The sequence below is a fragment of the Kitasatospora sp. NPDC033851 genome (assembly GCF_055576085.1).
Genome location: NZ_JBVIRL010000002.1, coordinates 51,166 through 73,082, shown reverse-complemented (window position 1 = coordinate 73,082; position 21,917 = coordinate 51,166). Strand labels below are relative to the sequence as shown.

18 protein-coding genes are annotated in these 21,917 nt (G+C 73.7%); 16 read left to right on the top strand and 2 right to left on the bottom strand.

All coding sequences use genetic code 11. The features are described from left to right. The first annotated feature begins 251 nt into the window (after nt 1–251). The 7 genes from rsmD to mutM all read left to right on the top strand — a co-directional run bounded on the left by rsmD (nt 252) and on the right by mutM (nt 5,486). Nucleotides 252–833 carry a 16S rRNA (guanine(966)-N(2))-methyltransferase RsmD gene (gene rsmD, locus ACZ51D_RS03540; protein WP_465622270.1) on the top strand — a complete coding sequence of 194 codons (582 nt, stop codon included), beginning with the start codon at nt 252–254 and terminating at the stop codon, nt 831–833. A gap of 50 nt (nt 834–883) precedes the next feature. After that, nucleotides 884–1,375, top strand: coding sequence for a pantetheine-phosphate adenylyltransferase (gene coaD / locus ACZ51D_RS03535; protein WP_360504612.1), 492 nt, complete (start codon nt 884–886; stop codon nt 1,373–1,375). A gap of 188 nt (nt 1,376–1,563) precedes the next feature. Then, nucleotides 1,564–2,739 carry an ATP synthase F0 subunit B gene (locus ACZ51D_RS03530; protein ID WP_465622269.1) on the top strand — a complete coding sequence of 392 codons (1,176 nt, stop codon included), beginning with the start codon at nt 1,564–1,566 and terminating at the stop codon, nt 2,737–2,739. A gap of 143 nt (nt 2,740–2,882) precedes the next feature. After that, nucleotides 2,883–3,569 (top strand): YceD family protein, encoded by a 687-nt coding sequence (locus tag ACZ51D_RS03525; protein WP_360504616.1) that lies wholly within the window; start codon nt 2,883–2,885, stop codon nt 3,567–3,569. A gap of 2 nt (nt 3,570–3,571) precedes the next feature. Then, nucleotides 3,572–3,745 carry a 50S ribosomal protein L32 gene (rpmF, locus tag ACZ51D_RS03520; RefSeq protein WP_350641993.1) on the top strand — a complete coding sequence of 58 codons (174 nt, stop codon included), beginning with the start codon at nt 3,572–3,574 and terminating at the stop codon, nt 3,743–3,745. Nucleotides 3,746–3,765: 20 nt separating this feature from the next. Further along, entirely contained in the window at nt 3,766–4,557 is a 792-nt protein-coding gene (rnc, locus tag ACZ51D_RS03515) for a ribonuclease III (RefSeq protein ID WP_189923506.1), read from the top strand. 50 nt (nt 4,558–4,607) lie between these two features. Next, nucleotides 4,608–5,486 (top strand): bifunctional DNA-formamidopyrimidine glycosylase/DNA-(apurinic or apyrimidinic site) lyase, encoded by an 879-nt coding sequence (gene mutM, locus ACZ51D_RS03510; protein ID WP_465622266.1) that lies wholly within the window; start codon nt 4,608–4,610, stop codon nt 5,484–5,486. A gap of 13 nt (nt 5,487–5,499) precedes the next feature. On the opposite strand, the gene ACZ51D_RS03505 is transcribed toward mutM, so the two are convergent. Beyond that, nucleotides 5,500–6,423, bottom strand: coding sequence for a DMT family protein (locus ACZ51D_RS03505; protein WP_360504620.1), 924 nt, complete (start codon nt 6,421–6,423; stop codon nt 5,500–5,502). Nucleotides 6,424–6,728: 305 nt separating this feature from the next. Between ACZ51D_RS03505 and ACZ51D_RS03500 the strand changes: the two genes are divergently transcribed. From ACZ51D_RS03500 to ftsY, 5 genes are all read left to right on the top strand, one after another. Further along, nucleotides 6,729–8,093: a hypothetical protein gene (locus tag ACZ51D_RS03500; protein WP_465622265.1), complete on the top strand. Its 1,365-nt coding sequence runs from the start codon at nt 6,729–6,731 to the stop codon at nt 8,091–8,093. Nucleotides 8,094–8,248: 155 nt separating this feature from the next. After that, a complete protein-coding gene (locus tag ACZ51D_RS03495; protein WP_360504624.1) occupies nt 8,249–8,548 on the top strand; it encodes an acylphosphatase in 300 nt (99 codons plus the stop codon). 425 nt (nt 8,549–8,973) lie between these two features. Then, complete coding sequence (locus ACZ51D_RS03490; protein ID WP_360504626.1) at nt 8,974–9,177, top strand: hypothetical protein; 204 nt, start codon at nt 8,974–8,976, stop codon at nt 9,175–9,177. 161 nt (nt 9,178–9,338) lie between these two features. Further along, entirely contained in the window at nt 9,339–12,947 is a 3,609-nt protein-coding gene (gene smc / locus ACZ51D_RS03485; RefSeq protein WP_465622263.1) for a chromosome segregation protein SMC, read from the top strand. A 47-nt stretch (nt 12,948–12,994) separates the two neighbouring features. Beyond that, nucleotides 12,995–14,221, top strand: a complete 1,227-nt coding sequence (gene ftsY, locus ACZ51D_RS03480) for a signal recognition particle-docking protein FtsY (protein ID WP_465622262.1) — start codon at nt 12,995–12,997, stop codon at nt 14,219–14,221. A 220-nt stretch (nt 14,222–14,441) separates the two neighbouring features. On the opposite strand, the gene ACZ51D_RS03475 is transcribed toward ftsY, so the two are convergent. Continuing rightward, nucleotides 14,442–15,119, bottom strand: coding sequence for a bifunctional DNA primase/polymerase (locus ACZ51D_RS03475; protein ID WP_360504631.1), 678 nt, complete (start codon nt 15,117–15,119; stop codon nt 14,442–14,444). Between the two features lie 618 nt (nt 15,120–15,737). Between ACZ51D_RS03475 and nsdA the strand changes: the two genes are divergently transcribed. From nsdA to ACZ51D_RS03455, 4 genes are all read left to right on the top strand, one after another. Continuing rightward, a complete protein-coding gene (gene nsdA, locus ACZ51D_RS03470; protein ID WP_360504633.1) occupies nt 15,738–17,192 on the top strand; it encodes a transcriptional repressor NsdA in 1,455 nt (484 codons plus the stop codon). A gap of 325 nt (nt 17,193–17,517) precedes the next feature. Then, nucleotides 17,518–18,903, top strand: coding sequence for an ammonium transporter (locus ACZ51D_RS03465; protein WP_360504635.1), 1,386 nt, complete (start codon nt 17,518–17,520; stop codon nt 18,901–18,903). Further along, entirely contained in the window at nt 18,903–19,241 is a 339-nt protein-coding gene (locus ACZ51D_RS03460) for a P-II family nitrogen regulator (protein ID WP_045700226.1), read from the top strand. Before ACZ51D_RS03465 ends, ACZ51D_RS03460 begins: the two co-directional genes overlap by 1 nt. 144 nt (nt 19,242–19,385) lie before the next feature. Then, the gene (locus tag ACZ51D_RS03455; protein ID WP_360504637.1) at nt 19,386–21,842 is read left to right on the top strand and encodes a [protein-PII] uridylyltransferase; all 2,457 of its coding nucleotides are present in this window, start codon (nt 19,386–19,388) and stop codon (nt 21,840–21,842) included. Nucleotides 21,843–21,917: the final 75 nt, after the last annotated feature.

Here is a 21,917-nt window from a genome sequence, read left to right as displayed (position 1 = left end):
GCCCCGCCCCCGCCGGGGGGGGGGGGGGGGGCGGGGGGGGGGCGCCCCCCCGGGGCCCCCCCCGGGGGGGGGGGGGGCCCCCCGGCTGTGACTCGCCCGCTCGCCTCCGGGGCGCTCGGGTCCGGTGCCGACGGTCGGCGTTCCCTCGCTCGTGCCTCGCTCCCTCGCTTCTCCCTTTCGGCACCGGCGCGCCCCTTCGGCTCGGGGCGGGATAGCGTGGTCGGGCAGCGACGAAAGGACCTTCCACCACCATGACCCGCGTGATCGCCGGGGCGGCCGGCGGCCGCCGACTGGCCGTACCGCCTGGCCGGGGCACCCGACCGACCTCCGACAAGGCCCGCGAGGCGATGTTCTCCACCCTGGAGGCGCTGCGCGGCACCCTGCACGGGGTCCGGATGCTGGACCTGTTCGGCGGATCGGGCGCGGTCGGGCTGGAGGCGCTGTCGCGCGGCGCCGAGCACGTCCTGCTGGTGGAGGCGGACGGGCAGGCGGCCCGGGTGATCCGGGAGAACGTCCGCGCGATCGGCCTGCCGGGCGCCGAGGTGCGGGCCGCGAAGGCGGAGCAGGTGGTCGCCGGCCCGCCCCCGCCGAGCCCGTACGACCTGGTGTTCCTCGATCCGCCGTACGCCGTGACGGACGAGGAACTCCGCGAGATGCTGATCACACTCCTGGCCGGGGGGTGGCTCGCGGAGGACACACTCGTCACCGTGGAGCGCAGCACCCGTGGCGGCGAGTTCGGCTGGCCCGAGGGTTTCGAGGGGCTGCGCTCCCGCCGCTACGGCGAGGGCACGCTCTGGTACGGTGCCGCCGCCGCGGCCGACCAGCAGGAGTAGCGGGCCGCGGGCCCGCACGAGCCGTCACCCCACGAGGGAGCACACACGCCATGCGCCGAGCCGTCTGTCCCGGGTCGTTCGACCCGATCACCAACGGTCACCTGGACATCATCGAGCGGGCCTCGAAGCTCTACGACGTGGTGCATGTCGCGGTCGCGGTCAACCGGAACAAGCAGGGCATGTTCACCATCGAGGAGCGGATCGAGCTCATCGAGGAGACCACCGCCAAGTACGGCAACATCGTGGTCGAGTCGCACCTCGGCCTGCTGGTGGACTTCTGCCGGGAGCGCGGCATCCCGGCGATCGTCAAGGGCCTGCGCGCCGTCAGCGACTTCGACTACGAGCTGCAGATGGCCCAGATGAACCACGGGCTGACCGGCGTCGAGACGCTGTTCCTGCCGACCTCGCCGACGTACAGCTTCCTCTCCTCCACGCTGGTGAAGGAGGTCGCGTCGTACGGCGGCGACGTCTCCCACCTGTTGCCCGAGACGGTGCACGGCCGGCTGGTCGAGCGGATCGCGGAGCGCAAGGCCGAGCAGTAGTCGGCAGCTTGTCCTTTTCTGCCGGTTCGTCACGCCTTGTCCGATGGGCGGGAGGCCGGTTCGGTTCGGGCGTTGTGACCCTGCCCCACGGTGGCCGTACAGTCTGTATCCCTGCCCTGCGGTGAGGTTCACCGCGTCGGGCCTGCCTCCGCCGGACCGTCGGCGGCACACGGAAAGACGAAGCCCCCGTGGACGTGCAGAACAAGGTCGACGAGATCGTGGCGGCGGTCGAGAACGCCCGCTCGATGCCGATGTCGGCCTCCTGCGTGGTGAACCGGGCCGAGCTGATCGGCCTGCTCAACGACCTCAAGGCGGCCCTGCCCGCCGAACTCGCCCAGGCCCAGTCGATGATGGCCGACCACGAGCAGGTGGTGGCAGGCGCGCAGGCCGAGGCCGAGCGGATCATCCAGGGGGCGCACTCCGAGCGCGGCTCGCTGATCTCGGACACCGAGGTGGTCCGCCAGGCCCAGTCCCAGGCGGACCGGATTGTCGCCGAGGCGCGTACCGAGGTGGAGGCCAAGCGGGCCGAGGCCGACGACTACGTGGACAGCAAGCTCGCCAACTTCGAGGTCGTGCTGACCAAGACGCTCGGCGCGGTCGGCCGCGGCCGCACCAAGCTGCGCGGCGACGCCGGTGTCTTCGAGAGCGAGCACGAGGGCGACGGCGACGGCGAGGAGTTCCGGCCGCAGCGGATCAGCCCGAGCCCCGAGGTGGACGAGTACGTCGATGTGAAGCTCGCCACGCTGGAGAACGTGCTGAGCGCCACCCTGGAGGCCGTCGGCAAGGGGCGCGACAAGCTCCTCGGCAAGCGGCCCATCGACGAGCTGGGCGCCTACCTGGCCGCCGCCGACGAGGCGCAGCAGGCCAAGGAGCGGGCCGAGGCGGTGGCGGCGGGCTTCGCCGGCGACGCCGACGGCGCGGACATCGCCTGGTACCGCGAGGACGTCCCGCAGCAGCAGACCTGGCCCGAGCAGGCCCCGGCCGCGGCCGGCTGGCAGGACCAGGGGACCGACCGGTACGAGGCCGCCCAGCAGCCCGGCGGGCAGTACGCCGAGGTGTACGGCGGCGGCTTCGACCCGGCCGGGCAGGGCGACCCGTACAACACCCAGTGGGGCCAGCAGCAGGCCGGCGGCTACCAGCAGCAGCAGCAGGGCTACCCGGCCCAGCAGCAGGACGGCTACGGCTACCAGCAGCAGGGCTACGGCGCGCAGCCGTACGACGGCTACAACTACCCGCAGCAGCCCGCCGCGCCGCCGGCGCTGCCGCCCGCCGTGCCGCAACAGCAGCAGGGCCTGGACGAGACCAGCTTCTTCGACACCAGCATGATCGACATGACCAGGCTGAGGGAGCTCGGCGGCCGCTGAGCGGACCTCCGCGGAGTCTCCTGACGGGACCGAAGTTGGGCCTGACGGGAGACTCCGGTAGTCTGACCACTCCGGCATCCCCATGTCCGGTTGTCGGCTTGCCCTCGCGACGCCGACGTGACGGAGACGCATCGATCATCCCCATGGAAGTGCAGGACACCGTGAACCGCCTCGACCACCGCGACCCCCTCGTGTTCGACACGCACGAGCTGGGTCGTCGCGCCGGTGGGATGCGCAAGGTGACCCGCACCCTGGAGGCCCCCGAGGGCTTCGGGATCATCGATGTGATCGGCGTTCCGGAGAAGAGCCCGATCGAGCTGGAGCTCCGCCTGGAGTCCGTGGTCGAGGGCGTGCTGGTCACCGGCACCGCCGAGGCCCACGTCGAGGGCGAGTGCGTGCGGTGCCTGGAGCCCGTCGACTTCGACATCGACGTGGAGTTCCAGGAGCTGTACTACTACCCGGAGTCCGACGAGCGCCATCGCGCCCGGACCACGGGGACCGAGGACCTCGAAGAGGACTCGGAGAACGAGACTTACCGTCTGGAGGGCGATTACTTCGACCTCCGGCCGGTGCTGCGTGACGCGGTGGTGCTCGCACTGCCGTTGCAGCCGGTGTGCCAGGAAGACTGCCTGGGCCTGTGCTCCGAATGCGGAGCGCGCCTGAGCGACGACCCGGCGCACCACCACGACGCCGTCGACCCCCGGTGGGCGGCACTGCAGGGACTCTCCGCCACCCCCGGCGACGAGGCCCGCGGCGAAGTCGCTAACGGGCGGCGGGGAACTAAGAACAGCGGTACCCGTGAGGGTCTCGCCGAGAACCAGGAGAAGTAGCCGTGGCTGTTCCGAAGCGGAAGATGTCGCGCAGCAACACGCGCCACCGTCGGTCCAACTGGAAGGCCGTCGTTCCGGCCCTCGTGGCGTGCGACCGCTGCCACGAGCCGAAGCTGGGCCACCTCGCGTGCCCGAGCTGCGGCACGTACAACCGTCGCCAGGTCCTCTCGGTCTGATCGGCGGGGTGCACGGATCGATGTCGGACGGTAACTCCACCCGCAAGGCGTCCGCCGCCCCGAAGGGTTCCTCTTCAGGCGGTGGCAAGGCCGGCGGGCCGGCTTCGACCGAATACGACGTCCTGGAAGGGCGCCTCGGGTACACGCTCGAGCGCGCCCTTCTGGTACGTGCCCTGACCCACCGCTCGTACGCGTACGAGAACGGGGGTCTGCCCACCAACGAGCGCCTGGAGTTCCTCGGCGACTCGGTGCTGGGCCTGGTGGTGACCGACACCCTCTACCGCGTCCACCCGGACGTCCCGGAGGGCACGCTCGCCAAGCTGCGCGCCGCGGTGGTCAACTCCCGCGCGCTCGCGGACGTCGGCCGGGGCCTTGAGCTCGGCACGTTCATCCGGCTCGGCAAGGGCGAGGAGGGCACCGGCGGCCGTGACAAGTCGTCGATCCTCGCCGACACCGTCGAGGCCGTGATCGGCGCCGTCTACCTGGACCAGGGTCTGGACGCGGCCACCGAGTTCGTCCACCGGCTGTTCGACCCGCTGATCGAGGAGTCCTCTCAGCTGGGCGCGGGACTGGACTGGAAGACCAGCCTCCAGGAGCTCACCGCGTCGGTGGGCATCGGGGTTCCCGAGTACGTGGTCATGGAGTCCGGTCCGGACCACGAGAAGACCTTCACCGCAGCGGCCCGGGTGGCCGGCGAGGACTTCGGCAGCGGCGTCGGCCGCTCGAAGAAGGAAGCCGAGCAGAAGGCCGCCGAGAGCGCCTGGCGCGCGATCAAGGAGAAGTACGCCGACCGGCTGCCCGCCGGCGCGTGACGGCGCAGTAGCCTTCTCCTGCCGATCGATTCCGCAGGAGGCGTTTTCCCGTGCCCGAACTCCCCGAGGTCGAGGTCGTCCGCCGTGGTCTGGCCAGCTGGGTCGCCGGGCGGACCGTCGCCGACGTCCAGGTGCTGCACCCGCGCGCGGTGCGCCGCCAGCCGGCCGGCGCGGTCGACTTCACGGCCCGGCTGACCGGCACCACCCTCGGCACCGCGCAGCGGCGCGGCAAGTACCTGTGGGTGCCGCTGTCCGGGACCGGCGCGGGCTTCTCACTGATCGGCCACCTCGGGATGAGCGGCCAACTCCTCGTCCAGGACCCGTCGGTGCCGGACGAGACGCACCTGCGCGTCCGCCTGCGCTTCGCCGACGGCGGGCGCGAACTGCGCTTCGTCGACCAGCGGACCTTCGGCGGCCTGGCGGTCGAGGAGGCCGAGGACGGCGACCCGGAGGGCACGCCCGTCTCCATCGCGCACATCGCCCGCGACCCGCTCGACCCGCGCTTCGACGACGAGGCCTTCGTGGCCGCGCTGCGCGCCAGGCGCACCACCGTCAAGCGCGCGCTGCTCGACCAGACGCTGATCAGCGGCGTCGGCAACATCTACGCCGACGAGGCGCTGTGGCGCTCCAAGCTGCACTACGACCGCCCGACGACGACGTTGACCCGCCCGCAGGCCGCCGTCCTGCTGGCCCACGCCCGGGACGTGATGACCTCGGCGCTCGCCGTCGGCGGCACCAGCTTCGACAGCCTCTACGTCAACGTGAACGGCGAGAGCGGCTACTTCTCCCGGGACCTGGACGCCTACGGCCGTGAGCACGAGCCCTGCCGCCGCTGCGGCACCGCGATCCGGCGGGCGGCCTGGATGAACCGCTCCAGCTACTTCTGCCCCCGCTGCCAGCGCGTGCCGCGGGCCCGCAGCGGGGGCTGAGCCGGGCCTGGCCCTACTTCCGGCCGGCGAGTTCGGGCCGCTCGGCGTCCGCGTCGCCGGGCGTGCCGTGGGTGTCCTGGCCGAAGTAGGCGACCCCGACCGCGGACACCACCGCGAGCAGGAAGCCGAGCACGCCGAGCCAGCCCAGGCCGGCCTTGGAGGAGTCGCCGAGCCAGAGCACGCCGACCGCGCCGGGCAGCACCGTCTCGCCGACCACCAGCGCGGCCGTCGCGCCGTTCACCGAGCCGATCTGCAGCGCCACGGTGTGGATGTACATGCCGCCGAGGCCGCCGACCAGGATCGCGTACAGCGCCGGGTCGGAGAGCAGCGAGCCGAGGTCGAACGGCTCGACGCCGTTCAGGATGCGCACGCCGACGCCCAGGGCGCCGAAGCCGAGACCGGAGAGCAGACCGGCGACGATCGCGCCGCTCGCGCCCATCCGCCGCACCAGCAGGCTGCCGCCGGCCAGCAGCACGATGGTGATGATCAGCAGCCACCAGTGGAAGGACATCGCCGCGTGGTGGCCGCCCTCCGGGCCGGCCGAGACGGCCAGCAGCACCAGGGCCGAGCAGAGCACGCCGATCGAGGCCCACTCCAGCTGCTTGAGCCGGATGCCCAGCAGCTTGATGCTGAGCAGCGCGGTGATCACCAGGTTGGCGCTGATGATGGTCTGGGAGAGGAACAGCGGCAGCAGCCGCGCGGCCAGCGCGCCGAGCCCGAAGCCGATCAGGTCGAGCACCGTGCCGAGGATGAACTCCCAGGTGACGGCGGCCTTCGCGGTCGAGGACAGGCTCGGCCCGCCGTGCTCGGTCGTCGAGGTGGTGGCGCCCTTGGCGGCCTCCTCCCGGGCGGAACGGCGGGATCCGACGGCCTGCAGGACCGAGCCGGTGCCGTAGCAGGCGGATGCCGCCACGGCGGTGACGAGGCCGATGATCACCGAGTGCTCCGATCGGGAGTTGGGTCAAGAACAGGTCATGGGACCGACGGTCCGGGACTCACTATGCCCGTTCGCGCGGTACGGTCGGCACGCCCCCTCGGGCGCCCCGGAATCGGGCCGGACCCGCCGGGACGTACGCCCGGGCGCCTCCTGCGGTTCCCACGTGCCACCCGCATCAGGGTCGGCTGGGGGAAACATCATCCCCGAGAAGGGGAGCGGCCCCGGCGGACGGCGGGGACCCCCGCTATTACCAGTATGCGAAGGGTATGGCGTGCTCCGACGCCACTCGCGGTAGCGTCGGGGGCATGAGAACCCTTGCACGACGTTCCCGGGGCGCCGGGCCGCTTGCCCTGGTGGCGGCGCTGCTCGGGCTGCTGCTCCTGTTGGCGCCGGCGGCCTCGGCCGCGGGCGGGCTGAGCGACGCCTCCGGCACCCTGAAGAAGGGCAAGGTCTACGTCGACCCGGCGATGACCAGCCGCTTCAGCCAGGCCCAGGCAGACGCCCTGACCAAGAAGATCGACAAGGCCGACAAGCCGATCTTCATCGCGGTGGTCCCCGACTCGCCGGCCTACGGCAAGGACACCGTCTTCAAGGACCTGCGCACCCTGGTCGGCATCGACGGGGTCTACGGGATCTGGCGCGGCAACCAGTTCCTGGCCCACGCGGACCGCGGCGCGATGGGCGCCGGCATCCCGGAGCGGGTCTCCGGCGCGGCCTTCCGCTCCCACGACGGCGACATCGACGCCACCCTGAACGACTTCGTCGACCAGGCGGCCCCGCAGACCAAGGGCCAGGGCGTCAACCACAGCACCTCGATCGCCTGGGTCGTCATCCCGCTCGTGCTGGTGGCCCTGGCCGGCGCCGGGGTCTTCCTCCTCTTCCGCCGCGCCAAGAAGCGCAAGGAGGAGAAGGCCCGGGCCGAGCTGGAGCAACTGCGCCGGGTGGTGGACGAGGACATCACCGCGTTCGGTGAGGAGCTGGACCGGCTCGACTTCAACCCGCGCGCGGGGGACGCCGACGACGCCCAGCGCGCCGACTACGCCCACGCCCTGGACTCGTACGAGAAGTCCAAGCGCCTGATGGACGAGGCCAAGCGGCCCGAGGACGTCAAGCAGGTCACCGAGGCGATCGAGGACGGCCGGTTCGCGCTGGCCACCCTGAGCGCCCGGCGGGAGAACCGCCCGCTGCCCGAGCGCCGTCCCCCGTGCTTCATGGACCCGCGCCACGGCCCGTCCGTGAAGGACGTCGACTGGGCCCCGGCCGGCGGCTCCGCCCGCTCCGTCCCGGTCTGCCAGGCCGACGCGGACCGGGTGGCGGCCGGCCTCGACCCGGCCGTCCGCACCGTGGACACCGAGCACGGCCCGCAGCCGTACTGGAACGCCGGCCCCGCGTACGCCCCGTACGCGGGCGGCTACTACAGCAGCTTCGGCGGCGGCCTGCTGCCGGGCCTGCTGGTCGGCACCATGCTCGGCTCGATGATGAGCACCCCGGCCTACGCGGCGCCCATGATGGACGGCGGCCACCAGCACGGCTACCAGGACCAGTACGACGGTGGCGACTACACCGGCGGCGACTTCAACGGCGGCGACTTCGGCGGCTTCGGTGGCGACTCCGGTGGCGGGGGCGACTTCGGCGGTGGCGGCGACTTCGGCGGCGGCGGGGACTGGTAGCCCCAGGCCCGAGCGTTCGATCGCCACGCGACTCCCCACGACTCCCCACGACTCCACGCGGCCCCGCCGGTTCCTCCGGCGGGGCCGCTCCCGTGCGCGGCCCCGGGCCCCGGACCCGAGCGGTGACCGGGCGCGCGGGCGGCTAGGGTCGGGGCATGCACGGTCGCGACGCCCACAGTGAGGAACCGGTCCGGGTCACCGCCTGGGTCCGGGGGAAGGTCCAGCAGGTCGGGTTCCGCTGGTGGACCAGGGCACGGGCGCTGGAGGTCGGCCTGACCGGCTACGCGAGCAACCTCGGCGACGGCCGGGTGCAGGTGGTCGCCGAGGGACTCGCGGCCGACTGCGAGCAGCTGCTGGCCCTGCTGCGCGGCCCCGGAACCCCGGGGAACGTCAGCGGCGTGACCGAGATCTGGACGGCCGTCGGCCCTGGTTACGAGGGTTTCGAGATCCGCTGAGCCGCCGCCCGGGGGCCCGCCGCGGGCCCGCCGCCGGGTCCACCGGGAAAAGATCCGGAACGGTCGGTGTCACGAGGTTGCCATCCGGGCAGACTCGTGGTTGACTCCGCATCGAACGATGATCCACGAGCACGTGGTGGACCCGTCCCGACAACCCCCCAGGCGTGACCACACCGCCGGGCAGGTGACAGGGGCGCGGTAGCGTGCGGTGATCGTGTTGACCCTTTCCGTCTTTGGTGAGACGCTGGAAACCCGCGCACACGACCGCGTTTTCCCGGCAGGCGCATGCCCTCGTGAGCCCAGCTCACAGTGCGTGTGCCGAAGTGCCCAGCCAGCACTTCCGGTGACGCGCCGCGCGTGCGTCCCCCTTCCCCCTAGACCTGGACCGTTCCGGTTCGGTCACTCAGCGTGGAGGACCATACATCATGGCAAAGGCGCTTCTCGGGTACGTCGGCGGCCCCGACCCGCGAATGCTCTCCGAGATGCGACGGCTTCAGCAGCGCGTCCAGGACCTCGAAGACGAGCTCCTTCGGATGCAGGCTGAGAACGACGCTCTCACCGCTGTCGCTGACGAGCACTCGCTGCTCAACAGCATCGATCTGGATCAGCGGGAGCCGGCTCTCACCTGAGTCCCGCCCGGTCCTCGCAGATCGACGCCGCTGTGCACTGAGCCGCCCCGAAAGGGACGCAGCTTGCAAGGGACGCCCTGATGTGGCGTCCCTTCGTCGTGTCCGGCGCCGGATACAGTCGCACGCTGGGGGCCCTGGCGAGCGACGAGGAGACCGGCCGCGTGCACCTGAAGAGTCTGACGCTGCGCGGGTTCAAGTCCTTCGCCTCCAGCACCACCCTGCGCTTCGAGCCGGGCATCACCTGCGTCGTCGGCCCGAACGGCTCCGGCAAGTCGAACGTGGTCGACGCGCTGTCCTGGGTGATGGGCGAGCAGGGGGCCAAGTCGCTGCGCGGCGGCAAGATGGAGGACGTCATCTTCGCCGGGACCAGCGGGCGCGCACCGCTCGGCCGCGCCGAGGTCAGCCTCACCATCGACAACAGCGACGGCGCCCTGCCGATCGACTACTCCGAGGTGACCATCACCCGGACCATGTTCCGCAACGGCGGCAGCGAGTACGCCCTCAATGGGGAGACCTGCCGCCTGCTGGACATCCAGGAACTGCTCTCCGACTCCGGCATCGGCCGCGAGATGCACGTCATCGTCGGACAGGGACAGCTGGACTCCGTCCTGCACGCCGACCCGATGGGCCGGCGCGCCTTCATCGAGGAGGCGGCCGGCGTCCTCAAGCACCGCAAGCGCAAGGAGAAGGCGCTGCGGAAACTGGACGCGATGCAGGCCAACCTCAACCGGGTCCAGGACCTGGTGGCCGAGCTGCGCCGCCAACTCGGACCGCTCGGCCGACAGGCCCGGATCGCCCGCCGGGCCGCCGGAATCCAGGCCGACCTGCGCGACGCCCGGCTGCGGCTGCTCGCCGACGACCTGTCCACCCTCCGCCGGGCCGTCGAGGCCGAGGTCGCGGACGAACTGGCGCTGCGGCTGCGCCGGACCACCGTCGAGCAGGAGCTGGCCCGCGCGGTGCAGCGCGAACGCGTCCTGGAGGCCCAGGTCCAGCAGCTCGGACCGAGCCTGGAGGCCGCCCGGCAGACCTGGTACCGGCTCTCCGCACTCGCCGAACGCACCCGCGGCACCATCGGGCTGGCCGAGGCCCGCGCCCGACACGCCGCCGCCGGGGGCCGGGTCGAGGAGCGGCGCGGACGCGACCCCGAGGAGCTGGAACAGGAGGCCGAGCGGGTCCGCGAGGACGAGGCCGCGCTGACCGAGGCACTGGAGCAAGCGCGGTACGCGCTCGCCGAGGCGGTCGAGCGCAAGGGCGAACTGGAACGGGAACTGACCGCCGAGGACCTCCGGCTGCGGGACGCCGCCCGGGCCATCGCCGACCGCCGGGAGGGCCTGGCCCGGCTGCAGGGGCAGGCCGCCGCCGCCCGCTCCAAGGCCGCCGCGGCCCAGGCCGAGATCGGCCGGCTCGCCGAGGCCAGGGACGAGGCGCTGCTGCGCGCCGAGGCCGCGCAGGGCGAGTTGGACGACCTCCAGCACCGGGTGGACGGTGCGGCCGGGGACGACGAACAGGCCGAGGCCGGGTACCGGGAGGCACGCGAGGGGTTGGCCGCCGTCGAGCGGGAACTCGCGGCCGCCCGGGAGGCGGCCGGCGCGGCCGAGCGCGAGCGGGCCGGGCTCACCGCGCGGCACGAGGCGCTCTCGCTCGGGCTGCGCCGCAAGGACGGCACCGGCGCGCTGCTGGCGGCAGGCGAACGGCTGGGCGGGCTGCTCGGCCCGGCGGCCGCCCTGCTGCGGATCGAGGCCGGGTACGAGGTGCCGGTGGCGGCGGCGCTCGGCGCCGCGGCCGACGCGGTGGCCGTCGACTCGCCGTCCGCCGCCGCCCGAGCGCTGCGGCTGCTGCGGGCGGACGACGCCGGGCGGGCCGCGCTGCTGATCGCCGGTGCGGCCGAAGTGCCGCACGAGCCGGGGGAGTTGCCGGACGGGGCGCGCTGGGCCACCGAACTGGTGGACGGCCCGGCCGAGTTGCTCGCCGCCGTACGGCGGCTGCTGGCCGGGGTGGCGGTGGTCGCGGACCTGGACGCGGCGCTGCGGCTGGTCACGACGTGCCCCGGACCGTCCGCCGGGCACCCCGGATTGACCGCCGTCACCGCCGATGGCGACCGGCTGGCCGCCGGCTTCGCGCACGGCGGCTCCGGCGGCGCGCCGAGCCTGCTGGAGACCCAGGCGGCCGTGGCCGAGGCGGCCCGGGCGATCGGGCAACTCACCGCCCGCTGCGCCGAGTCGGCCGAGCTGTTGGCCGAACTCACCGAACGGCGCCGGGAGTCGGCGGCCGAGCTCGAGCGGCTCGGCGAGCTGCGGCGGCAGGCGGAGAAGGAGCGGGCCCGGGTCGCGGGCGCGCTCGGCCGCCTCGCCGGGCAGGCCCGCGCCGCCGCCGGGGAGGCCGAACGGCTGTCCGCCGCCGCCGCGCGGGCCGAGCAGGGCCTGGCCGATCTGCTGGCCGCGGCCGAGGAGTCGGCGCAGCGCCTGGCCGCGGCCGAGGAGTCGGCGGACGCGGGGGAGGACGAGCCGGACACCGCCGAGCAGCAGCGGCTGGCAGAGGCCGCGAGCGCCGCCCGGCAGGCCGAGCTGGAGGCCCGGCTCGCGGTGCGCACCCACGAGGAGCGGGTCCGCGCGCTGACCGGGCGGGCGGACCAGCTGGACCGGGCCGCCCACGCCGAGCGCGAAGCGCGCGCCCGGGCGGCCGAGCGCCGCCGCCGGGCCGAGCACGACGCCGGGGTGGCGAACGCCGTCGTGGCGGGCGCCCGGCAGCTGCTGGCCTGCCTGGAGGTGTCGCTGGCCCGCGCGGACGCCGGGCGGGCGGCCGTCGAACAGGCGCGCGCCGAGCGCGAGGAGGAGCTGCGGGAGCACCGCGAGCACGGCCGCGGCCTCAAGGAGGAGCTGGACAAGCTGGTCGACGCCGGGCACCGGGACGAGGTGCTGCGGGCGGAGAAACGGCTGCGGATCGAGCAGCTGGAGTCCCGCGCGCTGGAGGAGTTCGGCATCGACGGCGGCGAGCTGCTCGCCGCGTACGGACCGGACCGGCCCGTCCCGCCCGCTGCGCCGGAGGAGGGTCGGGAGCCGGGGGAGCCGTACCCGTACGTCCGGGCCGAGCAGGAGAAGCGGCTGAAGGCCGCGGAGAAGGCGTACCAGCAGCTCGGCAAGGTCAACCCGCTGGCGCTGGAGGAGTTCACCGCGCTGGAGGAACGGCACAGGTTCCTCGGCGAGCAGCTGGACGACCTCAAGCGCGGGCGGCGCGACCTGCTGGACATCGTCCGGGACGTGGACCAGCGGGTCGAACAGCTGTTCGCCTCGGCGTACCACGACACCGCCGCCCAGTTCGAGGGCGTCTTCGCCCGGCTCTTCCCCGGAGGGGAGGGCCGGCTGGTGCTGACCGACCCGGACGACATGCTCGCCACCGGGGTGGAGGTGGAGGCCCGCCCGCCGGGCAAGAAGGTCAAGCGGCTGTCGCTGCTGTCCGGCGGCGAGCGCTCGCTGACCGCGGTGGCGCTGTTGGTGGCGATCTTCAAGGCCCGGCCCAGCCCGTTCTACGTGATGGACGAGGTGGAGGCGGCGCTGGACGAGACCAACCTGCGCCGGCTGGTCGGGATCATGGAGGAGCTGCGGGAGAGCTCCCAGCTGATCGTGATCACCCACCAGAAGCTGACCATGGAGTCCGCCGACGCGCTCTACGGCGTGACGATGAAGGGCGACGGCATCTCGCAGGTGATCAGCCAGCGGCTGCGCGCGGAGCACCGGGAGCGGCCGAAGGCGGTACGCGCCGCATCGGTGTAGGGCGGCTGCGGTCCATCCGGGCTCCTGTCACGGATACTGGAGCCGTTATGGGATACGTGATTCTTGCCGTTGTCATCGCCGTGGTCGCCGTCGGCGCGATCGCAGGCCTCGTCGTTTCCGGCAGACGACGCCAGCAGCTGCCTCCGAAGTCGCAGGCGCCGGTCATCACGGCGCCGAAGCCCACCCCGCAGGAGCCCCAGGTCGGCGAGGAGTCCGCGCCGCCGACCGAGGAACCCCGCCGCACCGTCGAGGAGGTGCAACTCCCGGCGGAGCCCGAGGCCCCGGAGGCCCCGGAGGCCGTCGAGGTCGCGCCCGCCGAGGCCGAGGCGGTTCCCGCCGTCGAGGTCCCCGAGCCCACCGCCGGCCGGCTGGTCCGGCTGCGCTCGCGGCTCTCCCGCTCGCAGAACTCGCTCGGCAAGGGCCTGCTCTCGCTGCTCTCCCGGGAGCACCTGGACGAGGACACCTGGGAGGAGATCGAGGAGACCCTGCTCACCGCCGACGTCGGCGTCGCCCCCACCCAGGAGCTGGTCGAGCGGCTGCGCACCCGGGTGAAGGTGCTCGGCACCCGTACGCCCGGGGAGCTGCGCGCGCTGCTGCGCGAGGAGCTGGTCGAGCTGATCGGCAAGGACTCCGACCGCACCGTCCGCTCCACCAAGCACGAGGAGGGCCCGGCGGTGGTCCTGGTCGTCGGCGTCAACGGCGTCGGCAAGACCACCACCACCGGCAAGCTGGCCCGCGTCCTGGTCGCCGACGGCCGCAGGGTGGTGCTCGGCGCCGCCGACACCTTCCGCGCCGCCGCCGCGGACCAGCTGCAGACCTGGGGCGAGCGGGTCGGTGCGCGCACCGTGCGCGGCCCGGAGGGCGGGGACCCGGCCTCGATCGCCTTCGACGCGGTCAAGGAGGGCATCGCCGAGGGCGTGGACACCGTCCTGATCGACACCGCCGGCCGACTGCACACCAAGACCGGCCTGATGGACGAGCTGGGCAAGGTCAAGCGGGTCGTCGAGAAGCACGGCCCGGTGGACGAGGTGCTGCTGGTGCTGGACGCCACCACCGGCCAGAACGGCCTGATCCAGGCCCGGGTGTTCGCCGAGGTGGTCGACATCACCGGCATCGTGCTGACCAAGCTGGACGGCACCGCCAAGGGCGGCATCGTGGTCGCGGTCCAGCGGGACCTGGGCGTGCCGGTCAAGCTGATCGGTCTGGGCGAGGGCGCGGACGACCTGGCGCCGTTCGAGCCGGGTGCGTTCGTGGACGCGTTGATCGGGGACTGAGGCTCCCCGCCGGTCTCCCACAGGCCGCTCGTACGAAAGGTCCGCTCGACCGCTTGGCTTCGAAGGCTTGGCTCGAAAACTTCGCTGGAAGCTTGGCTCGAAGGGTCCGCTCCGCTAGGGGCGGGCCCTTCCGTATGCCCGGATCCGGGCGGGCCCGCCCGGATCACCGCCCGCGCCCCTTCGGCTTGGGGACGAGAGGGCGCGAGGGCGAGAGGGCGAGTTACGAAGCGGCCCAGGCGGGCTCGGCGGTGCGCTCGCGGCCGCGGTGGCAGGCGTAGGCGAGGGTGCCGAGCAGCAACCGGGCCTCGGGCGGGCAGCCGGCGTTGTCGCGGGTGGGGCGGCGCAGCCAGCGGACCGGGCCGAGGGCGCCGAGGACGGTGGGCGGGGCGGCGACGTAGCTGCCCTCGCCGTGGCAGGTGAGGTCGAGCGCGGCGTCGTCCCAGCCCATCCGGTACAGCAGGTCGGGCAGGCGGCGGGCGGTGCCGGCAGCGACCAGGAACTGCAGCCGGCCGGTGGGGGCAGCGAGCACCGGGCCGACCTGGGTGCCCATGCGCTCCAGCCGGACCAGTGCCTGCAGGCCGGCCTGCTCGGGGACGTCCAGGACGTCGAAGGCGCGACCGGTGGGGAACAGCACCGAGCCCTCGGCGCGGTCGGCATGGGCCCGGCCCTCGCAGCCCGGCACGGGGTGCAGGCCGGGCGCGGCGCAGCGGCCGGCGCCGCAGGGACAGCGGGTCGGGGCGGTGGCGCCAGTGGCCGGGGCGCCGGTGGCGACCGCCCAGCCCCAGCGGCCGGTGTACTCCGCGGCGGCCCGGGACGCGGTGACCTTGGTGCGGCGGCGCGCGCCCAGCGGTGCCAGCCGCAGGTGCCCCAGTCGAAGTTCGCCGAACAGGTTGTCCATGCCTCCCCCAACAGGTTCTCGTTGCCGATGGTTACGGGATGGTGACTGTGTGTCGATTGTCAGGTGTGTGGTGCGTAGTGCGGTGGCGGCGCGCAGCGCGTGGTGTGCGCCTGTTTCGATGGTGCGCCTCGGGCGCCGCCTTGCGAGGGCGACGCGGATGCCGGATCGTCGGGTGCGCGAAACTGTTGCCGCCCGGAGTGGGTGGTGAACTCGCTTGTGACTGCCGTGGATTGCGGGTTCTGCCGGGTCTACCGGGATGAGCCGGGCGACTTGGCGGCCCGCATATGCCGGACCGTCGGGACTACCCAGTGAAGCGTCTGCCCCCTGACTTCGGTTCACTCCTGGGGGTGGCGAAAGGTGGCGTTTCGCCAGGGTCGCTCCCACGGGCACCTCGCGGGGCATTACGTTCAGCACGCGGATGTCGCCGTGATCCCGCTCCGGGCCGCCGGAGAACGGGAGTTGGGAATCTGACGGGACGTCCGCGACGATGGCACACCAGTGCGAGGGCGCGGTACGGCACCACCTCAGGCACGGCAGGCACGTCTGGCAAGAGCCCGCAACCGTCGGGCGGTCACGATCGGGGGCCCCGCGAGGGGCCGGGCGGGATGGGACGTTCCCATGGCAGAGAAGCAACCCAATGAGAAGCTGACCACGTGGTTCACCCGCAGCGGTTGGTCCAAGGGCGAGTTGGCCCGCCAGGTCAACCGCCGGGCCCGGCAGATCGGCGCCCACCACGTGTCCACCGACACCTCGCGGGTGCGCCGCTGGCTCGACGGCGAACAGCCCCGCGAGCCGATCCCCAAGATCATGTCGGAGCTCTTCTCCGAGCGCTTCGGCTCGGTGGTCTCGATCGAGGACCTCGGCCTGCGCGCCGCGATCCCGGTCTCCACCGTGGGCGGCGGCGTCGACCTGCCGTGGAGCGGCCCGCAGACCGTCCAGCTGATCAGTGACTACTCCCGCAGCGACCTGATGCTCAACCGCCGGGGCTTCCTCGGCACCTCGCTGGCGCTGACCGCCGGCGCCGCGCTGATCGAGCCGATGCAGCGCTGGCTGACCCCCGGCCCGACCGGCATCCCCACCCCGATCCTCACCGCAGCCAACGGCGGCGAGGCGTTCACCGGCCGGCTCTCCGAGCCCGAGCTGGAACTGCTGGAGCAGACCACGGTCATGTTCCGCCAATGGGACGCGCAGAACGGCGGCGGGCTGCGCCGCAAGGCCGTCGTCGGCCAACTGCACGAGGTCACCGACCTGCTCCAGGAGACGTACACCGAGGACACCACCCGGCGGCTGTTCCGGCTCACCGCCGAGCTCGCCCACCTGGCCGGGTGGATGTCGTACGACGTCGGGATGCACCCGAGCGCGCAGAAGTACTACGTGCTGGCCCTGCACGCGGCCAAGGAGGCCGGTGACCGCCCGTTCGGCGCGCTGATCCTCACCGACATGAGCCGCCAGATGATCCACCTCAACCGGGGCGAGGACGCCCTGGAGCTGATCCACCTGGCGCAGTACGGCAGCCGTGACACCGCCACCCCGCGCCAGCAGTCCCTGCTGTACGCGATGGAGGCGCGCGCCTACGCCACCATCGGGGAGATCAACCGCTGCGCCCGGGCGATCCGGCTGTCCGAGGACACCTTCACCGACATCCGTGAGGGCGACGGGGACCCGGACTGGCTGAAGTTCTTCTCGCCGGCCGAGCTGAACGCCGAGAACGCGCACTCCTTCCGCGACCTCGCCTACCACTCGGACAACGCCGAGCTGTACGCCTCGCTGTCGGCGCCGGTGATGGAGCGCGCGGTCGACCTGTTCCGCCAGGACGGCGACCACGTGCGCTCGTACGCCTTCAACCTGATCGGCATGGCCAGCGTGCACCTGCTGCAGAAGGAGGCCGAGCAGGCGGCGGTGATGGCCGAGCAGGCGGTGGACATCGCGACCAAGGTGCGCTCGGAGCGGCTGAACTCCAGGGTGCGCAAGACCACGGAGGCCGCGGCGGCCCGGTTCAAGGGCGTGGACGCCGTCAGCCGGCTCAAGGAGCGGGTCGTCCAGGACATCCCGGAGTACCTCTCGGTGGTCTGATCACCGCTCCCGCCCCGACTCCACCGCTCCGCCCCGACTCCACCACCCGCCCCGACTCCACCGCCCGTGCCGGCCGCCGCCGTCGCGGGCGGTGGCTCCTCCGCGCCGGGGCCGGGCCGTGCGGCGGCACGGTAGCCCCTCCGGGCGGCCGCGGGGCCGCGGTTCACACAGCCGTAACCCGCGCGTCGCACGCGTCACGGCCGCGAAACAACCGGCCGCATTGGCCGAAACCAGCCTTCGGCACGCTCCTCTTCATCGCCGACACCCCGGGTGGCACGGGACAGGTACCCGGGTGCGGATCGGCTTGGACGCAGAGGAGACGCCGATGCCGGACGGCTTCAGCGCGGGCGACACCGCCTTCGTGCTCATCAGTGCGGCCCTGGTCATGTTGATGACCCCGGGCCTGGCCTTCTTCTACGGGGGCATGGTCAGGGCCAAGAGCACACTCAACATGCTGGCGATGAGCTTCCTCTCGCTCGGCATCGTGACCGTGCTCTGGGTCCTCTACGGGTACTCGCTCAGCTTCGGGCCCGACGCCTTCGCCGGCCTGATCGGCAACCTGGACTTCCTCGGGATGCGCGGCATCGGCCTGAACGAGCTGACCGGGAGCATCCCGATCACCGCCTTCGCGGTCTTCCAGCTGATGTTCGCGATCATCACCCCGGCGCTGATCAGCGGCGCCATCGCGGACCGGGCCAAGTTCGCCGCCTGGGGCCTGTTCATCGCACTCTGGGTGACGATCGTCTACTTCCCGGTCGCGCACTGGGTGTTCTTCTTCGACGGCGGCCACGGCGGCTGGCTGGGTGACAGAAACGGCGTGATCGACTTCGCCGGCGGCACCGCCGTGCACATCAACGCCGGTGTGGCGGGCCTCGCGCTCTGCCTGGTGCTGGGCAAGCGGGTCGGCTTCAAGAAGGACCCGATGCGCCCGCACAGCCTGCCGCTGGTGATGCTCGGCTCCGGCCTGCTGTGGTTCGGCTGGTTCGGCTTCAACGCGGGTTCGGCGCTGGCCGCCAACGGGGTCGCCGCGATGGCGATGGTCAACACCCAGGTCGCCACCGGCGCGGCGCTGGTCGGCTGGCTGATCTACGAGAAGCTCAAGCACGGCGCCTTCACCACGCTGGGCGCCGCCTCCGGCGCGGTGGCCGGACTGGTCGCGATCACCCCGGCCTGCGGCTCGGTCAGCCCGCTCGGCGCGGTGGCGATCGGCCTGGTCGCGGGCGCGGTCTGCGCCGCCGCCGTCTCGCTCAAGTACCGCTGGGGCTTCGACGACTCGCTCGACGTGGTGGGCGTGCACGCGGTGGGCGGGGCGATCGGCTCGCTGCTGATCGGCCTGTTCGCCACCGGCGGGGTCGGCCAGACCGCCAAGGGCCTGTTCTACGGCGGCGGGCTGGGGCAGCTCGGCAAGCAGGCGATGGGCGTGGCCGTGGTCGCGGCGTACTCCTTCGTGCTCTCCTGGCTGCTGGCCAAGGCGGTCGACAAGCTGGTCGGCTTCCGGGTCGCCGAGGAGGTCGAGGTGGCCGGCATCGACCAGGCCGAACACGCCGAGTCCGCCTACGATTTCAGCGCTGTCGGGGCGGGCCTGGCCCGGGCCCTGCCGGGCCTGGCCGCGGCCGCCGCGTCGGCCGGATCGTCCGCCGGTTCGTCCGCCGAGAAGCCCACCGAGAAGGCCGCCGGAAAGGCGGCCGAGAAGACCGAGGTCGACGCCTGATGAAGCTCATCACCGCCGTGATCAAGCCGTACCGCCTGGACGAGGTGAAGGCCGCCCTGCAGGCCTTCGGGGTCCACGGCCTGACCGTCACCGAGGCCAGCGGCTACGGCCGCCAGCGCGGTCACACCGAGGTGTACCGGGGCGCCGAGTACACCGTGGACCTGGTGCCGAAGGTCAGAATCGAGGTCCTCGTCGAGGACGAGGACGCCGACGACCTGATCGAGGTCCTGGTGAAGGCCGCCCGGACCGGGAAGATCGGCGACGGCAAGGTCTGGAGCGTCCCGGTCGACACCGCCGTACGGGTCCGCACCGGCGAGCGTGGCCCGGACGCCCTGTAGCCCCCGCCCGTCGGCGGGCCTGTGATCCCCCGAGGGGACCACGGGCCCGCCGACGGCGTACCCCGCTCGGCCGAACCGCGCCGCACCGCATTCCCGGCGCACCGTGGCACGGCCCACCCCGCACGACGGACGGGACCCCAGCGCATGACCACCGAGACCAGGCCCTCCGACCCCGCCGACCCCGCCGCCGCCCGGGCCGCGCTGCTCGCCGACCCCGGCCCGGTCGGCCGCCCGCGCCGCGAGGCGCTCGCCGGGCTCACCGACGACTGGCTGGCCGCCCTGCTCGCGGCCGCCGGTGCCCCGCCCGGGGTCGCCCTGGTCGCCGTCGGCGGCTACGGGCGCGGCGAGCTCTCCCCGCGCAGCGACCTGGACGTCCTGCTGCTGCATGACGGCCCGATCGCCCGCGAGCTGCCCGAGCGGATCTGGTACCCGGTCTGGGACGCGGGCGCCAAGCTCGACCACTCGGTGCGCACCGTCGCCGAGGCCCGGGCGGTCGCCGCCGCCGACCTCAAGGCCCAGCTCGGCCTGCTGGACGCCCGCCACCTCGCCGGGGACCCGGCGCTCACCGCCGAGCTGCGCGCTGCGGTGTTCACCGACTGGCGCGCGAGCGCCCCCGCGCGCCTGCCCGAGCTGCGCGAGCTGGGCCGCGAGCGGGCCGAACGACACGGCGAGCTGTCCTTCCTGCTGGAGCCCGACCTCAAGGAGGCCCGCGGCGGCCTGCGCGACGTGGTCGCGCTCAACGCCGTCGCCGCCACCTGGCTCGCCGACGCTCCCCGGGACGGCCTGGACGCCGCCGCGCTGCGGCTCGCCGACGTGCGCGACGCGCTGCACCTGGTCACCGGCCGGGCCACCGAGCGGCTCAGCCTGCAGGACCAGGACCAGGTCGCCGAGCGGCTCGGCGTGCTGGACGCCGACACCCTGCTGCGCCAGGTCTACGAGGCCGCCCGGACCATCGCGTACGCGAGCGACGTCACCTGGCGGGCGGTGGACCGGGTGCTCGCCGCCCGGACCGGCCGGGGCCGCCGGGCGACGCGGCGCGCGTTCCCGTTCACCGCGCCGTTCACCGCCCCGTTCACCGGCGCCGGGCGCGGCGCGGGCGCGGTGGCCCGGGGCGCGGTCGAGCGCCGCCCCCTCGCCGAGGGCGTGGTCGAGCAGGACGGCGAGGCGGTGCTGGCCCAGGGCGCCCGCCCGGCCGCCGACCCGGTGCTGCCGCTGCGCGCCGCGGCCGCCGCCGCGCAGAACGGGCTGACCGTCTCGTACGCGACGGTGCGCCGGCTGGCCGCCGAGTGCCGTCCGCTGCCGGTGCCCTGGCCGGACGAGGCGCGCGAGCAGCTGGTCACCCTGCTGGGCGCCGGCGAGGCGGCCGTCCCGGTGTGGGAGGCGCTGGAGGCGGAGGGGCTGGTCACCCGGCTGCTGCCGGACTGGGAGCGGGTGCGCTGCCGTCCGCAGCGCAACGCCGTGCACCGCTGGACGGTGGACCGGCACCTGGTGGAGACGGCGGTGCGGGCCGCCGCGATGACCCGCCGGGTGGCCCGGCCGGACCTGCTGCTGGTCGCCGCGCTGCTGCACGACATCGGCAAGGGCTGGCCCGGGGACCACAGCGAGGCCGGCGAGGTGATCGTCCGCGACCTCGCCCCCCGGATGGGCTTCAGCCCCGAGGACACCGAGACCCTGGCAGTGCTGGTCCGCCACCACCTGACCCTGGTCGACACCGCGACCCGGCGCGACCCGGACGACCCGGCCACCGTCGAGGCGATCACCAAGGCGATCACCACCCTGCCGGAGCTGGAGCTGCTGCACGCGCTCACCGAGGCGGACGCGCTGGCCACCGGCCCGGCCGCGTGGAGCAGCTGGCGGGCCTCGCTGGTGGCCGGCCTGGTGGACCGGGCCGCCGACCGGCTGGCCGGGGCGGCCACGGCACCGGTGGAGGCGGCGCCGACCGCCGAGCAGGAGCGGCTCGCGGTCGAGGCGGCCCGCACCGGTGAGCCGGCGCTGTCGCTGCGGGCCCAGGCCGCGGGCGCGGACCCGGGCACCGAGCCGATGGGCGTGGAGCTGACCCTGGCCGTCCCGGACCGCCCGGGGCTGCTCGGCACCGCCGCCGGGGTGCTCGCGCTGCACCGGCTGACCGTCCGCTCGGCCGGGCTGCGCGAGCTGGACCCGATCGGTGCCGGGCCGGTGCTGCTGCTGTCCTGGCGGGTGGCCGCCGAGTTCGGCGAGCTGCCGGAGGCGGCCCGGCTGCGAGCCGACCTGCGCCGGGCGCTGGAGGGCTCGCTGGACGTCGCGCGGCGCCTCGCCGAACGGGACGCCGCCGCCCCGCGCCGCAAGGGCATCCCGACCCCGCCGCCGCTGGTCGCGGTGGCGCCCGCGGTGGCCTCGGCGACCGCGACCGTGCTGGAGGTCCGCGCGCACGACGCCCCCGGACTGCTGCACCGGATCGGCCGGGCGCTGGACGGGGCCGGCGTACGGGTGCGCACGGCGCACGTCTCCACGCTGGGCGCGGAGGCCGTCGACTCCTTCTACCTGACCGACCCGGAGGGCCGTCCGCTGGCCGCCGGGCGGGCCGGGGAGGTGGCGGCCGCGGTCCGGGCGGCGCTGGGCTGAGGAAACCCCGGGAAGTAGCGGCTGAGCAGCCCCGGGAGCAGGGGCGGAGGAGCTCCTGGAGCAGGGGTGGAGACC

Bases quoted from the DNA above. Each gene is read 5' to 3' on its own strand.
- ACZ51D_RS03525 (WP_360504616.1), top strand. From the start codon at position 2,883: ATGGAAGTGCAGGACACCGTGAACCGCCTCGACCACCGCGACCCCCTC.
- ACZ51D_RS03455 (WP_360504637.1), top strand. From the start codon at position 19,386: ATGACCACCGAGACCAGGCCCTCCGACCCCGCCGACCCCGCCGCCGCC.
- nsdA (WP_360504633.1), top strand. From the start codon at position 15,738: ATGGCAGAGAAGCAACCCAATGAGAAGCTGACCACGTGGTTCACCCGC.
- ACZ51D_RS03465 (WP_360504635.1), top strand. From the start codon at position 17,518: ATGCCGGACGGCTTCAGCGCGGGCGACACCGCCTTCGTGCTCATCAGT.
- rsmD (WP_465622270.1), top strand. From the start codon at position 252: ATGACCCGCGTGATCGCCGGGGCGGCCGGCGGCCGCCGACTGGCCGTA.
- coaD (WP_360504612.1), top strand. From the start codon at position 884: ATGCGCCGAGCCGTCTGTCCCGGGTCGTTCGACCCGATCACCAACGGT.
- ACZ51D_RS03500 (WP_465622265.1), top strand. From the start codon at position 6,729: ATGAGAACCCTTGCACGACGTTCCCGGGGCGCCGGGCCGCTTGCCCTG.
- rnc (WP_189923506.1), top strand. From the start codon at position 3,766: ATGTCGGACGGTAACTCCACCCGCAAGGCGTCCGCCGCCCCGAAGGGT.
- ACZ51D_RS03475 (WP_360504631.1), bottom strand. From the start codon at position 15,119: ATGGACAACCTGTTCGGCGAACTTCGACTGGGGCACCTGCGGCTGGCA.
- ACZ51D_RS03460 (WP_045700226.1), top strand. From the start codon at position 18,903: ATGAAGCTCATCACCGCCGTGATCAAGCCGTACCGCCTGGACGAGGTG.
- ACZ51D_RS03495 (WP_360504624.1), top strand. From the start codon at position 8,249: ATGCACGGTCGCGACGCCCACAGTGAGGAACCGGTCCGGGTCACCGCC.
- ftsY (WP_465622262.1), top strand. From the start codon at position 12,995: ATGGGATACGTGATTCTTGCCGTTGTCATCGCCGTGGTCGCCGTCGGC.
- ACZ51D_RS03490 (WP_360504626.1), top strand. From the start codon at position 8,974: ATGGCAAAGGCGCTTCTCGGGTACGTCGGCGGCCCCGACCCGCGAATG.